13 protein-coding genes are annotated in these 14,279 nt (G+C 60.8%); 3 read left to right on the plus strand and 10 right to left on the minus strand.

What is annotated here, in order from left to right; translation table 11 throughout:
* From D8U60_RS18495 to D8U60_RS18540, 9 genes are all read right to left on the minus strand, one after another.
* The coding region (locus D8U60_RS18495) for an MlaD family protein (protein WP_130900644.1) at positions 1-269 on the minus strand (269 nt) is incomplete at its 3' end.
* Position 270: 1 nt separating this feature from the next.
* Positions 271-1,074 carry an ATP-binding cassette domain-containing protein gene (locus D8U60_RS18500; RefSeq protein ID WP_122506332.1) on the minus strand — a complete coding sequence of 268 codons (804 nt, stop codon included), beginning with the start codon at positions 1,072-1,074 and terminating at the stop codon, positions 271-273.
* Complete coding sequence (locus tag D8U60_RS18505; protein WP_130900645.1) at positions 1,071-2,219, minus strand: ABC transporter permease; 1,149 nt, start codon at positions 2,217-2,219, stop codon at positions 1,071-1,073. Before D8U60_RS18505 ends, D8U60_RS18500 begins: the two co-directional genes overlap by 4 nt.
* A gap of 54 nt (positions 2,220-2,273) precedes the next feature.
* The gene (locus tag D8U60_RS18510) at positions 2,274-3,302 is read right to left on the minus strand and encodes a DUF5924 family protein (protein WP_125917007.1); all 1,029 of its coding nucleotides are present in this window, start codon (positions 3,300-3,302) and stop codon (positions 2,274-2,276) included.
* Between the two features lie 71 nt (positions 3,303-3,373).
* Positions 3,374-4,768, minus strand: a complete 1,395-nt coding sequence (locus D8U60_RS18515; RefSeq protein WP_130900646.1) for an insulinase family protein — start codon at positions 4,766-4,768, stop codon at positions 3,374-3,376.
* A 176-nt stretch (positions 4,769-4,944) separates the two neighbouring features.
* Positions 4,945-6,603, minus strand: coding sequence for a Na/Pi cotransporter family protein (locus D8U60_RS18520; protein WP_122612878.1), 1,659 nt, complete (start codon positions 6,601-6,603; stop codon positions 4,945-4,947).
* Positions 6,604-7,034: 431 nt separating this feature from the next.
* Positions 7,035-7,802 carry a TerC family protein gene (locus D8U60_RS18530; protein ID WP_130900647.1) on the minus strand — a complete coding sequence of 256 codons (768 nt, stop codon included), beginning with the start codon at positions 7,800-7,802 and terminating at the stop codon, positions 7,035-7,037.
* 85 nt (positions 7,803-7,887) lie between these two features.
* Positions 7,888-9,195: a CitMHS family transporter gene (locus tag D8U60_RS18535; protein ID WP_016772365.1), complete on the minus strand. Its 1,308-nt coding sequence runs from the start codon at positions 9,193-9,195 to the stop codon at positions 7,888-7,890.
* A gap of 403 nt (positions 9,196-9,598) precedes the next feature.
* Positions 9,599-9,925: a DOPA 4,5-dioxygenase family protein gene (locus tag D8U60_RS18540; protein WP_024014969.1), complete on the minus strand. Its 327-nt coding sequence runs from the start codon at positions 9,923-9,925 to the stop codon at positions 9,599-9,601.
* Between the two features lie 81 nt (positions 9,926-10,006).
* Here D8U60_RS18540 and D8U60_RS18545 point away from each other — a divergent pair, with 81 nt between their 5' ends.
* The gene (locus D8U60_RS18545) at positions 10,007-10,672 is read left to right on the plus strand and encodes an NAD(P)H-binding protein (protein ID WP_041476500.1); all 666 of its coding nucleotides are present in this window, start codon (positions 10,007-10,009) and stop codon (positions 10,670-10,672) included.
* A gap of 23 nt (positions 10,673-10,695) precedes the next feature.
* Here D8U60_RS18545 and D8U60_RS18550 read toward each other — a convergent pair whose 3' ends face one another.
* Entirely contained in the window at positions 10,696-11,646 is a 951-nt protein-coding gene (locus D8U60_RS18550) for a LysR family transcriptional regulator (RefSeq protein WP_130900648.1), read from the minus strand.
* A gap of 114 nt (positions 11,647-11,760) precedes the next feature.
* On the opposite strand from D8U60_RS18550, the gene betC reads away from it, so the two are divergent.
* Together betC and choX are read left to right on the plus strand one after the other, a co-directional pair.
* Positions 11,761-13,275, plus strand: a complete 1,515-nt coding sequence (gene betC, locus D8U60_RS18555; protein WP_130900649.1) for a choline-sulfatase — start codon at positions 11,761-11,763, stop codon at positions 13,273-13,275.
* A gap of 16 nt (positions 13,276-13,291) precedes the next feature.
* On the plus strand, positions 13,292-14,212 hold the full coding sequence (gene choX, locus D8U60_RS18560) for a choline ABC transporter substrate-binding protein (RefSeq protein ID WP_122748211.1): 921 nt from the start codon (positions 13,292-13,294) through the stop codon (positions 14,210-14,212).
* The last annotated feature ends 67 nt before the right edge of the window (positions 14,213-14,279 follow it).

A 14,279-nucleotide genomic window follows, 5' to 3' on the forward strand; every position in this document is an offset into this window, starting at 1 on the left:
GTGTCGCCCGCCAGACGAATCCGCGCCAGCACCCGGCGCGGGTCCTGCGGGTCGAGGCGCAGGCTGACCACGTCACCGACCTTGATCCCGCTGTACTGCACCGAGCTGCCCTTGGACAGACCGCTGACCGCCTCGTTGAACACCACTTCGTAATCCTTGAACTCGGTGTCGACGCTGGATTTGGCCAGAAACAGGCCGAAGAGCAGGGCGCCGGCCACGACGATCACCGTGAACAGGCCGATCAACACATGATGGGCTCGGGTTTCCATATCAGACCTCGTTGAGCAGTTTGGCGGCGTCCAGCGCCGAGCGGCCGCGCGGGCCGTGGAAGTATTCGTGAATCCACGCGTCGGCGGTTTCCGAGACGTCGTCGATAGGACCGGCAACCAGCACTTTCTTCTGCGCCAGCACCGCCACGCGATCGGTGATGGTGTACAGCGTGTCGAGGTCGTGGGTGACCAGAAACACACTCAGACCCAACGCGTCACGCAGGGTCAGGATCAATTGATCGAACTGCGCCGCGCCAATCGGATCGAGGCCGGCGGTGGGTTCGTCGAGAAACAGAATGTCGGGATCCAGCGCCAGGGCCCGCGCCAGCGCCGCGCGCTTGATCATGCCGCCGGACAGCGACGCCGGGTATTTGTCCGCCGCCGACAACGGCAGCCCGGCCAGCGCCAGTTTCACCGCCGCCAGGTGCTCGGCGTCGTGACGGCTGAGGCCGGCGTGTTCGATCAGGGGCAGGGCGACGTTCTCGGTCACGGTCAGCGAGGAAAACAGCGCGCCTTTCTGGAACAACACACCGAAGCGCCTTTCGATCAGCGAGCGTTCATGCTCGGGCAGATTCGGCAGGTTCTGGCCGAAGACCTTGACCATGCCCTCGCTGGGCCGATTCAGCCCGACGATGCTGCGCAGCAGCACCGATTTACCGGTACCGGAGCCACCGACCACGGCGAGGATTTCGCCTTTGTACACGTCCAGATCAAGGTTTTCGTGCACGCTCTGCGGGCCGAAGCGATTGCACAGGCCACGGACTTCGATCACCGCCTCCGAGGGCGCGCGGGGTAGACGACTCACCAGCCCATCTCCATGAAAAACAGCGCGGCCACCGCATCGAGCACGATCACCACGAAAATCGACTGGACCACGCTGGAGGTGGTGTGCGCGCCGACCGATTCGGCGCTGCCGCTGACCTTGAAACCTTCCAGGCAACCGATCGCCGCGATCAGGAAGGCGAAGATCGGCGCCTTCACCAGCCCGACCAGAAAATGCTGAATGCCGATGTCCGATTGCAGCAGCGAGAGGAACATCGCCGGCGAGATGTCCAGCGACACTGCGCAGACCACACCGCCACCGACGATCCCCGAGAGCATCGCCAGAAACGTCAGCATCGGCAGCGCCACCAGCAGCGCCAGCACGCGCGGCACCACCAGCAATTCGATCGGGTCGAGGCCGAGAGTACGGATCGCGTCGATTTCTTCGTTGGCCTTCATCGAGCCGATCTGTGCGGTAAAAGCACTGGCGGTGCGCCCGGCCATCAGGATCGCCGTGAGCAACACGCCGAATTCGCGCAGGAACGAGAAGCCGACCAGGTCCACGGTGAAAATCGTCGCGCCGAAACTGGCCAGCACTGTGGCGCCGAGAAACGCCACCACCGCGCCCACCAGAAACGTCAGCAGGGCCACGATCGGCGCGGCGTCGAGGCCGGTCTGCTCGATGTGCGCGATCATCGGCGTGATGCGCCAGCGCTGGGGCCGCAACAGCCCACGGGCGATGACTTCAAGGATCAGGCCGACGAAGCCGAGCAGTTGCAGCGTGTCGGTCCAGACCTTGTCCACCGCGCGGCCAATGCGCGTCAGCAGTTGCACGCTGACGCTGATTTCCGGCTCCTTGATCGGCACGCAGAAATCACTCAGCGAGCAGTACACGGTTTGCAGCAAGGCGCGGTCGGCAGTTGAAAGGGTGCAATCGGGGTGTTCGGCGGTTTTGCCCAAGCGCTCGGAACCGAGCAGCTCGACCAGCAACGAGGCGCCGGCGGTGTCGAGGGCACCGAGGCCGTTCAGATCGATGGAAGTGTTGGCATCGTACTGGCCGCGGAGCTTTTCGCTCAGGTGTTTGAGCGCGGTGTAGTGGGCGAGCGTCCAATCGCCGCTGACCCGCAGACGGGCAGGGCTGAGCGCGGTATCCAGGTGGGCACTGCCGGGGGTTGGGCTGCTGGTCATAAGCTCCGTGCTTGTACGGCCGTTACGAGATCCTACGTAATAGCACGAACCGGATTACTTTTCTTTGGCCGGTGTGCTGTCGGTAATTGCGAAACGCAGCACGCCGATCAACTGGCCATCCTCGGTCAGCACCCGCACCTGCCACTTGCCCGCCGGGCTGCCGGGGAAATTCTGTTTGTGCGTCCACGCCCGGTAGCCTTCCTTGCGCCCGCCATGGATGTCGAGGGCGATGCGGTCGACCTCTTTGCCGTTGAAGGTCCACACGTGATAAATCCGCTCGTCGAGGCCGCGCGGCGCGTTGATCGCGGTGTAGGCGTAGAGCCCGCCGCTGCGGATCTGCTCGGCGCTGACGGTATCGAGGCTGGCGCCGGGGGTGCGATCCTGCAGCTGCGTGCTGATCGCTACGTCGGTCATCCATAGCGTTGCCGGCGGCACCCACGAACGCAGCGCCCAACCGACGCCGCCGATGCCGACTGTGATGAACAGAATCGCCAGGGCATTGCGCACCGTGCGGATCGGGAAGATCGATGCCAGGCTCGGGAACGACAGCAGCACGGCAATCCCCAGCGCCCATTTGAAACTCTGCGCGGTGGTCAGGTGCATGATCACCGGCAGCGCGGTGAGCAGGGCGGCGAACAGGGTCAGGGTGTGCAGCGCGAGAAACGCCCAGCGCCGTGGCGCCAGCCATTTGTAGTACAGCGGATCGACGATAGAGATCAGTGCAGCAACGCTGAGCAGCCCCGTGAAGACAAACTGGCCGCTGTTCCACGTGGTGGTGATGAAGAAGAATGGCAGAACGAAAAACAGGCTTTCCTGATGGATCATCTGCGTCGCGTAGCGCAGCAGCGGCTGGGGAATCTCGCGCTTGAAAATCCGTGTGAACAGCCCGGTCAGGGTGTTTTCCAGCATCAGCCAGATCCAGCTGAGCAGCATGATCACCGTGATCCAGCTGGCCAGCCCCTGTTGGCGATCGACGAGGATGAAACTGCCGACCCCGGAAATGAAACCACCCGCCGCGATCAACCCGGGGTAGCGCTTCATCAGCTCGAGAAGGCGCTGGATAAGGAGGGTCAGTTTTGGCATTTTGGCGGTTCACGACGATATGGGGAAAATCCCGGAAAGGTTAACGCCACAAGTGCTCACTCACCAGAGGATTAATGGCTTCCAGCAATTTTGTGGCGGCGATACACACGCCAGCCGATCAACATCAACAGCACCAGACCCACCCCACCTGCAGCCAGCCACAACACCTGATCATCACTGATTAAAGGCTTCTCGATCCGGATATACCCCGGCTGCAGCAACAGCTCGCGCATCGCTTTGTTCGCCGCTTCCAGCGTCACCCCTTGCAGCTCCCGCGCGGGATTGGCAAAGCGGCCATCCTGATAGTCGGCCAGCGCGCTCCAGTAATAGTCCGCCAGTGCGCTGTTGCCCTGCACGGCCCAGGCCTGGTGGGCAATGGCGGCTTGTTTGATGCGGGCGAAGGTGCTCGGGTCGAGGCCGTTTTTCAGCAGGTCGGCCTTGAGGTCTTCCAGCACTTGAATGGCTTCGTCGACGTCATCGCGATCCAGGTCGGCGTTGAGGCTCATGAAGCCGACACCGCCGAACACTTCGCGCTCGGCCCACGGCCCGTACGACAAGCCATGGTTGAGACGAATCTGCCGGTACAACGCCCAGTCGAGGTAATCCTTGAGAATGTCGAACGTCTGGTCGTACTGATCGTCGAGCACCGGCTCCGGCACCAGCCAGTGCAGCTTGGCACTGTCGCCGATAAAGCCACGGGTAAGGGTGCGTTCATGGGCGGCGCTGGTGCGGATGTTCGGCAGCGCGCGGTGTTCGGTAGGCTCGACCGGCTCCAGCTCACCCCAGGTGCGCTCGAGATAGGCCGGCAGCAGTTTGTCGAGTTCGCCGACGACGATCAGGGTCATGTTGTTCGGCGCGTACCAGGCCTTGCGCACCGTCTCCAATTGCTCTTGGGTCAGATGGCCGACCTCGGCGCGCTGTGGGCATTTCAGACCCAACTCGACAGCCAGCTGATTGCTCGCAGTATGGCCGAGGTCCTGACGGTCGAGGAAACGTTGCAGCTTGGTGTAATGCCCGCCGTCCTCTCGCTCGACCACGCGTTTGGCGGCGTTGATTGCGTTGTCGTCGATGCGTGTCTGGGTCAGCAGCGCGAGCAGCAGGTCGAGCACCTTGCGCTGGTTTTTCGCCGGGGCTTCGATGACGAACGTGGTGTCGGCGTTGCTGGTGAAGGCATTCCAGTCACCGCCCAGCGCCTGCATGCGCTCTTCCAGACCACCTTCGCCAGTGGCATCGATACCGCTGAACAGCAAGTGTTCGAGCAAATGCGGCAGCTCTTTTTCGTCGCAGTCGAAGTCATCGAGGCCAACGCCGACCACCAGCCGGATCGCCACATGCCCGCGTTCGGTGCCGGGCTTGAGCATCAGTTGCAAACCGTTGGGCAGCGCATAGCCTTCGACCTGAAACCGATCCAGGGCAAAGACGGGCAGGGAACCGAGCAGCAGACAGGCGAACAGCAGGCAACGCATAACAGGCTTCCATACGGCTGATTTGGAGATCCGTGTCGTCAGTCAGGGCCCCATCGCTGGCAAGCCAGCTCCCACAAGGATCTGCGGCGCTTACAAAACCCTGTGGGAGCTGGCTTGCCAGCGATGACGGTCTCAAGGCTGAACCACTGTAACTGACTGGCCCCAGCCCCAGACGTTCAAGGCGAATGCGTAATGTCGGCCATGTCATCCACCGCCAGCGCGCCGGTGTCCGCCGTTTCCAGCACCACATAGGCGCTGCTGCAGAACAACGAATTGAGCCGTTTCATGTCGGCGATCAACTCCAGATGCAGCGAGCTGGTCTCCAGGCTCTGCACGATCTTGCGTTGTAAACGGCTGACATGCGCATGGGCCAGCCGCCGTTCCTGCGCACGAAAGCGGCGTTTCTCCCGTAACAACTGCCGCGCGCTCTCGCGGTCGCCGCTGAGAAACACCGACAGGCCCAGGCGCAGGTTGGCGATCAGTTGCTGTTGCAGCCCGGCAAGATCTTCCAGGCCTTCTTCGGAAAACGAACGGCGCTGCGAAGTCTTCTGCTGCTGGATCTTGCGCAGCATGCGCTCGATCAGGTCAGCGGCGAGTTTCAGGTTGATCGCCAGTTCGATGATCTCGGCCCAGCGCCGACTATCGTGCTCGCCGAGATCCTCGCGGGGCATCTGCGCCAGATACAGCTTGATCGCGCTGTACAGGGCCTCGACGTCGTCGGTCAGGCGGCGCATTTCCTGAGTGACGGCGGTCTGCTTGCCGCGCAGCACATCAAGGGAGGCATCGAGCATGTTGTCGAGCAGATCGCCCATGCGCAGGGTTTCCCGCGCGGCGTTGGCCAGCGCCAGGCTCGGCGTGACCAGCGCGGTCGGGTCGAGATGGCGCGGCTTGGCGGTGCCGTTGACCTCCGGCCGCTCCGGCAACAGCCAAGCACAGAGCCGCGCCATCGGCCCGACGCTGGGCAGCAGGATCAGGCAGCGCGCGGTGTTGTAGAGCAGGTGGAAGCCGATGACCATTTCCTGCGGGCTGAAATCAAGGCTGTCGATCCAGTGCACCAGCGGGTCGAGCACCGGGATGATCAGCAGCAAACCGATCAATTTGTACAACAGACTGCCCAGCGCAACCTGGCGGCCGGCGGCGTTCTGCATGCTGGTGCTCATGAAGGCAAGGATGCCGCTGCCGATGTTGGCGCCGATCACCAGACCGATCGCCACCGGCAGGCTGATCACCGCAGCACCGGCCAATGTAGCGGTGAGCAGCACGGCGGCGAGGCTGGAGTAGGAAATCATCGCGAACAGCGCGCCGACCAGGGCGTCGAGAAGAATGTCGCCGGTCAGCGAGGCGAAAATCACTTTCACCCCTTGCGCATGAGTGATCGGCGCAGCGGCCTCGACGATCAATTGCAGGGCGAGAATGATCAGCCCGAGACCAATCGACACCCGGCCCATCTGCCCGAGCCGCGTCTGTTTGCGCGACAGAAAGAAAATCACCCCGAGGAAAATCAGCAGCGGCGACAGCCACGACAGATCGAGGGTCAGCACCCGCGCCATCAGTGCGGTGCCGACATCGGCGCCGAGCATGGTCGCCAGCGCCGGGGTCAGCGCCATCAGGCCCTGACCGACAAACGAAGTGACCAGCATCGCCGTGGCGTTGCTGCTCTGCACCATGGCAGTGACGAGAATACCGGCGATGAACGCCAGCCATTTCTTCGACATGTTCTGGCCGATCACATGTCGCAGATTAGTGCCGTAAACCCGCAGGATGCCGGTTCGGACGATGTGCGTGCCCCAGATCAACAGGGCGACGGCGGACAGCAGATTGAGCAGGGTGAGCATGCAGACCCCCTGTAGTAGCAGCGCCCCAGAGGGGCAAGTGAACGGCACCGCGCGGTTTCTACGTTCTTGATACTTAAGCTGTAGTTGGCGAACGGTCTCGGCGCCAGCATTGCACAGCTAAAGCGTGGATTGAAACAAAAGTGTCATGAGAAGCGCTTCATACACTCCCATTTAAATCAACGCCGCCCCTGTGGGAGCTGGCTTGCCAGCGATGGCGTCGGCACAACCAACATTGATGTCGCCTGACATTCCGCTATCGCTGGCAAGCCAGCTCCCACAGGGTCCGCGGTGCCTGAATGCTGCACAAACAAATGTGGGAGCGAGCCTGCTCGCGAAAGCGGTGGGCCAGCCAACATTGTTGTCGATTGGCACTCCGTCTTCGCGAGCAGGCTCGCTCCCACAGGGTGTAGCGTGCTGCCGGGACTACCGGGTTACTGGCCCGGCACATCCTTGCGCAGTTTCACCGGATCCTGCTGTTTCTTTTTCCGGGCCATCGCGCCGCGCAGTTTGATGTTGATAGCCTCAACCGCCAGCGAGAACGCCATGGCGAAGTAGACGTAGCCTTTTGGCACGTGCACGTCGAACGATTCGGCGATCAGCACGGTACCGACCACCAGCAGGAAGGACAGGGCGAGCATTTTCAGCGACGGGTGCTTGTCGATGAATTCGCTGATTTTGCCCGACGCCAGCATCATCACCAGCACCGCCACGATGATCGCCGCGACCATCACCGGCACGTGGGAAACCATGCCGACGGCAGTGATCACCGAGTCCAGCGAGAAGACGATATCGATGATCGCGATCTGGATGATGGTGTAGAGGAAGTTGCCGCCCTTGCCCGACGGCGCGTCGTCGCTTTCATCTTCACCTTCCAGCGCGTGGTACATCTCCTGCGAACTCTTCCACAACAGGAACAGGCCACCGAAGAACAGGATCAGGTCGCGGCCGGAGATGCCCTGGCCGAACACTTCGAAAAGATCGGCAGTGAGGCGCATGACCCAGGTGATCGACAGCAGCAACAGGATCCGGGTGATCATGGCCAGGCCAAGACCGAAGATCCGCGTGCGCTGCTGCATGTGTTTCGGCATGCGGCTGACCAGGATCGAAATCATGATGATGTTATCGATACCGAGGACGATTTCCAGGGCGGTCAGGGTAAAGAAGGCAACCCAGATTTCGGGGTTGGTCAGCCAATCCATGTGTATTCCTTTGAGCAATTGTTGAACCGAAAAAGGTCCGGGCTTCAAACCGCGAAGCCGGGACCCGTAACGGTGAGTCTTGGGCTTATAGAGTGCTGAACATCGGGAAAGTCCCCAACAGCAGTGCAGCAATCAAAATGCAGATGCACACCAGGATCGCCCATTTCAGGGTGAAACGCTGGTGATCACCGAAATCGATGCCGGCCAGCGCCACCAACAGATAGGTCGACGGCACCAACGGGCTCAGCAAGTGGACGGGCTGGCCGACGATCGAGGCACGGGCCATTTCCACCGCAGTGATCCCATAGTGGCTGGCCGCTTCGGTCAGCACCGGCAATACACCGTAATAGAACGCATCGTTGGACATGAAGAAGGTGAACGGCATGCTCACCAGTGCCGTGATCACCGCCAGGTACGGGCCGAGGAAATCCGGAATCACCGCCAACAGGCTCTTCGACATCGCATCGACCATGCCGGTGCCCGACAGGATACCGGTGAAGATACCGGCCGCAAAGATCAGCCCGACCACTGCCAGCACGCTGCCGGAATGCGCGGCGACGCGATCCTTCTGCATTTGCAGGCATGGGTAGTTGACGATCATGGCGATACTGAACGCCACCATGAACAGCACCGGCAGCGGCAACAGGCCGCCGATCAGCGTGCACATCAGGCCGAAAGTCAGTGCGGCGTTGAACCAGATCAGCTTCGGACGGCGTGCGTCGGGGAATTGCGAGACGCTGATTTCACTGTGATCGATCTCATCGCCGACCAAGTGCAGCTCGCCGAGGCGGGCACGTTCACGCTTGCCGTAGAAGTAGGCAATCACCAGGATCGCCAAGACACCGGCGGCCATGGCCGGGATCATCGGTACGAAAATGTCCGACGGGTCGACATGCAGGGCACTCGCCGCGCGGGCGGTCGGGCCGCCCCACGGGGTCATGTTCATCACGCCACCGGCGAGGATGATCAGACCGGCCATGATTCGCGGGCTCATGCCGATGCGGCTGTACAGCGGCAGCATGGCGGCCACACAGATCATGTAAGTGGTCGCGCCGTCACCATCGAGGGAAACGACGAGCGCCAGAACGGCGGTGCCGACCGAAACTTTCAACGGGTCGCCCTTGACCAGTTTGAGAATTTTGCGCACGGCCGGGTCGAACAGGCCGGAGTCGATCATCAGGGCGAAATACAGAATGGCGAACATCAACATCACGCCGGTCGGCGCCAGTTTGGTGATGCCTTCAAGCATCATCGGGCCGATTTTCGGCGCGAAACCACCGAACAGCGCGAACAGGATCGGGATGATGATCAGGGCGATCAGCGCGGACAGGCGCTTGGTCATGATCAGGAACATGAACGTGATGACCATGGCGAAGCCAAGGAAAGTCAGCATGGGAATACTCCAGGCGTAGCGCGGCTAATGGAATGAGCGGATCGGGCGGGATCAGCGCAGAACGGGAGGCGCGAGGCGTACGGGCGGAGTGACCAGCAGGAAGCGGGAGAAACGGCGGGTTGCAGAAGACATCAGAATCACCATTGTTGTTGTTAATTGGGCCGGGCCTGTGGAAAAAACACAGGGCTTGGGCCAACCGGTCTGTTGCCGGGAGTGGGGCGATCCTAATCGGGGAAGCTTTCAGCTACCTTTCGGGCGCGAAAGCGATCAATGAATGATCAACCGGCGGTCGGATGCGACGACAGCCAATGAATACGGGGTTGGTAGCGATGCGGATAAACGGACAGTCAGCGCTGGCTGGCAGTCTGGACATATCCGTTATCAGTTCAGCGTCAGCATCTGGTTAAAAAATCGACAGGTCCAAGGGCCGCACCGCGCCCATCCAGATCGCGTGTTCGGTGTGGTCGAGCAAGTCATTGCCAGTGTCCGGATGCAGGAACACCACCAGGCCTTTGCGGTTGAGTGCCAGCCATGGCAGCACCTCGCCAATCAGCTCGGGACCGAAAGCCAGTTGGCAGCTCCAGTCGGGGTGCGGCCCCACCGGGCGTTCGTGCACGCGGCCCATCTTCAACGCAAACAACTGCGCGGCCTGTTCGCACAAGGCCCGCGCCTGGTCGATGGTTTGCGCGTCGAAATAGACATGGGCGTGATAGCCCTTGATCCCTTGCATCGTGTCGCCTCTCAATCGGTTCGAACCCTTGGCTGTTTCCACCGTCACAGGTCATATAGGACAACTATAAGGAAAACAGCCATGAAAAATGCCGAGACCCCAGTGGTCAAAGTGGTGCTTTATGGTGCCATGGCCAGCTTGGGCGGTGCATTGATGGCTGAATTGCTCCGTCGCCAACACGAAGTCATCGCCATCCTCGACGATCTCACCGCACTTGCGCCGCGTCCGGGGTTGCGCACCAAGACCGGCGATCTGTTCGATGCCGAGCGGGTCAATCAAAGCGTCGCCGGAAGCTCGGCGGTGATCTGCCTGCTGGACGCTCCGGGGTTGCCGTTCAGCAGCGATCATGTCGAGCGCTCGGTGACGCTGGGGCCGGTGGAACAAGTGCTGGCAGTCGACGCGCTGGTCGAAGGTTTGCAACTGGCCAGCGTGCCGCGCCTGTTTCTGGTCGGCAACTTCGGTGTGCTCGACGAGCCTGACAATGACGAGCGTCTGCAACGTCACGCTGCCGAAGAAATCCTTGAGGCGGTACAAAGCAGCTCACTGCGCTGGACCTTGGTCAATGCGCCGCATGGCGTGGCCGGGTTGACCATCGAGCACTTCAGTCAGGTCGGCGGCAATCTCGAACCGGGGCTGGCCGAACCGCTGGAGCGATTGAACCGCGTGGCGGTGGGCATCGCCGACGAGCTGCGGTTGAACCTGCATGTGGGGCAGCATGTGAATTTTGTGGCGGCTTCTGATTCGTAAAAGATCGGACGATCTTTTGCTCTTCACATCGCAATCGAGGGCAGGGCCAGACCGTTAAGCGATTCGGCACTGCTGGCCTGTTCCGCCATTAACCAATCAACAAATTCCTGAATCAACGCACCCCGACGCTTGCGTTGCGGCAACACCACGTAATACCCCAGCCGCGACAGCGTAGTTTCTGCCAGCGGCCGGCACAGCAAACCCTGCACCAGCAAGTTATCCACAAGGTGCCGCCAGCCAATCGCCACGCCTTGTCCGCCAATCGCCGCCTGAATCAGCAAGGTGTAATTGTCGAAGCGCAATTGCCCCGGCGCTGGCGGCGTAGTCAGGCCCAATTGACGAAACAAGCCACTCCAGTCGAACCAGTTGCTGCTGTTTTCCCCACGCAGATGCAACAGCGGAAATTCCAGCAGTGCCTGCGCGGGCAACGGCAATGAACGCTCCTTGAGCAGCAGCGGACTGCACACCGGGAACACTTCTTCGCTGAACAGCCAGTGGCTCTCGCCCTGCTTGAATCGACCATCGCCAAACAGGATCGCCACGTCGATGTCGGTGCGCAGCATGTTGTGATTGCGCTCACTGGTGACCAGGCTGACATCGATATGCGGATTGGCCTCGTGAAAGCGGTGCAGGCGCGGCATCAACCAATAAGCGGCAAAAGCGAAATCCGTGGCCACTTGCAGCACTTCATGTTGCTGCTGCGTGCTGATTGCGCTCAATCCTGCATCGATATTCTGCAAACCGAGGGTAACTTGCTCGAACAGCAGGGCGCCAACCTCTGTCAACTCGATACCCCGGTAAATCCGGTCGAACAGGCGCGTACCGAGCTGCTCTTCCAGACGTTTCATTTGCTGGCTGATCGCAGGCTGCGTGGTGCCAAGCTCCACCGCAGCAGCGGTAAAACTGCGATGGCGGGCCGCCGCTTCAAAAGCGCGCAGCAGATCGAGGGAGAGGTCACCGAGGGCGTCATACATAAGCTGTACTTATCCTAGTCATTGTCCGGCGCGGGCTTTACCGGAACAGGCATGGAATCCATGCTCGATCGCAGCACTCTCGCATAAATATTCAACATGGAATGCCGCGATCACATGAAGCGCAAGAACATTCTTTTCATCATGGCCGATCAAATGGCCGCGCCAATGTTGCCGTTCTACGGCCCATCGCCGATCAAACTGCCGAATCTGTCCCGCCTCGCCGCCCAAGGCGTGGTGTTCGATGCTGCCTATTGCAACAGCCCGCTGTGCGCACCGTCGCGCTTCACCCTGGTCAGTGGGCAGTTGCCGAGCAAGATCGGAGCTTACGACAACGCCGCTGATTTCCCTGCCGACATTCCGACTTACGCGCATTACCTGCGGCGTCTCGGCTACCGCACCGCGCTGTCCGGCAAGATGCATTTCTGCGGGCCGGACCAGTTGCACGGTTATGAAGAACGCCTGACCAGCGACATCTACCCGGCCGATTACGGTTGGGCGGTGAACTGGGACGAGCCGGACGTAAGGCCGAGCTGGTATCACAACATGTCTTCGGTATTGCAGGCCGGGCCGTGCGTGCGCACCAATCAGCTGGATTTCGACGAAGAGGTGGTGTTCAAGGCGCAGCAATATCTGTTCGATCACATTCGCGAGGACGGCGATCAGCCGTTCTGCCTGACTGTGTCGATGACCCACCCGCACGATCCGTACACGATTCCCAAGGCTTTCTGGGATCTGTATGACGATGCTGATATTCCGTTGCCTACAGCCTTGAATCAGGACGAACTCGATCCGCACTCGCAACGTCTGCTCAAGGTTTACGACCTGTGGGACAAGCCGCTGCCTGTGGATAAGATCCGCGATGCCCGTCGCGCCTACTTCGGCGCTTGCAGCTATATCGACGCCAATGTCGGCAAACTGCTGCAAACCCTTGAGGAAACCGGGCTGATCGATGACACCATCATCGTCTTCTCCGGTGACCATGGCGACATGCTCGGCGAGAAAGGCCTCTGGTACAAAATGCACTGGTTCGAGATGGCCGCGCGGGTGCCGCTGTTGATCAGCGCACCGGGACAATTCGAGGCGGGCCGGGTCAGCGCCGCGGTTTCCACCGCCGACCTGCTGCCGACGTTCGTGGATCTGGCCGGTGGCACGCTTGAGCCGGGCCTGCCACTGGACGGCCGTTCGTTGCTGCCGCACCTGCAAGGGCAGGGCGGGCATGACGAGGTGTTCGGCGAATACATGGCCGAAGGCACTGTCAGCCCGCTGATGATGATTCGCCGGGGCGCCTACAAATTTATCTACAGCGAAAGCGACCCGTGCCTACTCTTCGATGTGGATAACGATCCGCGCGAAGAAGAGGAACTGAGCCAATCGCCGCAACATCGTCAGCTGTTCGACGATTTTCTCGCTGAAGCGCGGGCCAAGTGGGACATTCCGGCGATCCATCGGGACGTACTGGCCAGCCAGCGCCGACGCCGTTTCGTCGCCGATGCGTTAACCATCGGCAAGCTGAAGAGCTGGGACCACCAGCCGCTGGTCGATGCCAGTCAGCAGTACATGCGCAACCACATCGACCTTGATGATCTGGAGCGCAAGGCCCGTTATCCACAACCCTGCCAAAACCAATAACGTTAAGGGGAAGTCCATGCGCAAGTTATCCACAGCTGTCACCGTTGGCCTGATCGCATTGAGCAGCGCCTCGGCCTTCGCCGAGCAAAGTTGCGAAACCGTGAAGATGGCCGATCCGGGCTGGAGCGACATCGCCGCGACCAATGCCATCACCGGGTTTCTGCTGGACGGCATGGGCTATAAGGCCAAAGTCGACACCCTTGCGGTGCCCATCACCTTCGGCGGCTTGAAGGATGGCCAGGTGGACGTGTTCCTCGGCAACTGGATGCCGGCGCAGCAGGGCTTCTATGACAAGTTCGTCGCCACCGGTGATGTGACGCAATTGGCGAAAAACCTCGAAGGCACCGAATTCACCCTCGCCGTCCCCGACTATGTCTGGGAGGCGGGTGTGCATGATTTTGCCGACCTGAACAAATTCGCCGACAAGTTCGACAAGAAGATCTACGGCATCGGATCAGGCGCGCCGGCGAACATTTCGTTGCAGGAAATTATCAAGAAGAATGACTTCAACATGGGGCAGTGGAAGCTGATCGAGTCCAGCGAACAGGCGATGCTCGCCGAAGTGTCGCGGGCGGTGAAGAAACAGAAATTCGTCACCTTTCTCGGCTGGACCCCGCACCCGATGAACGTGCAGCTGAAAATGCGTTACCTCAAGGGCGGCGAAAAATACTTCGGCGACACTGGCAACGTTTTCACCCTGACCCGCAAGGGCTACGCCGAGGCCTGCCCGAATGTGGGCAAGTTGCTGACCAATCTGTCGTTCACTCAGGACATGGAGAACAGCATCATGGCCGAGGTGGTGAACAAGAAGGTCAGCAATGCCGAAGCGGCGAAGGCGTGGATCAAAGCCAACCCGGCGGTGCTGGACAAGTGGCTGGATGGGGTGAAGACCGTGGATGGCAAGGATGCGTTGGTGGCGGTGAAAGCCAAACTGTAATGCCACCTGACTGTCGACCACTTAGCTGTGGCGAGGGGATTTATCCCCGATCGGCTGCGAAGCAGTC

It is taken from the genome of Pseudomonas sp. Sample_11, from assembly GCF_004307505.1.
Taxonomy (GTDB): domain Bacteria; phylum Pseudomonadota; class Gammaproteobacteria; order Pseudomonadales; family Pseudomonadaceae; genus Aquipseudomonas; species Aquipseudomonas atacamensis.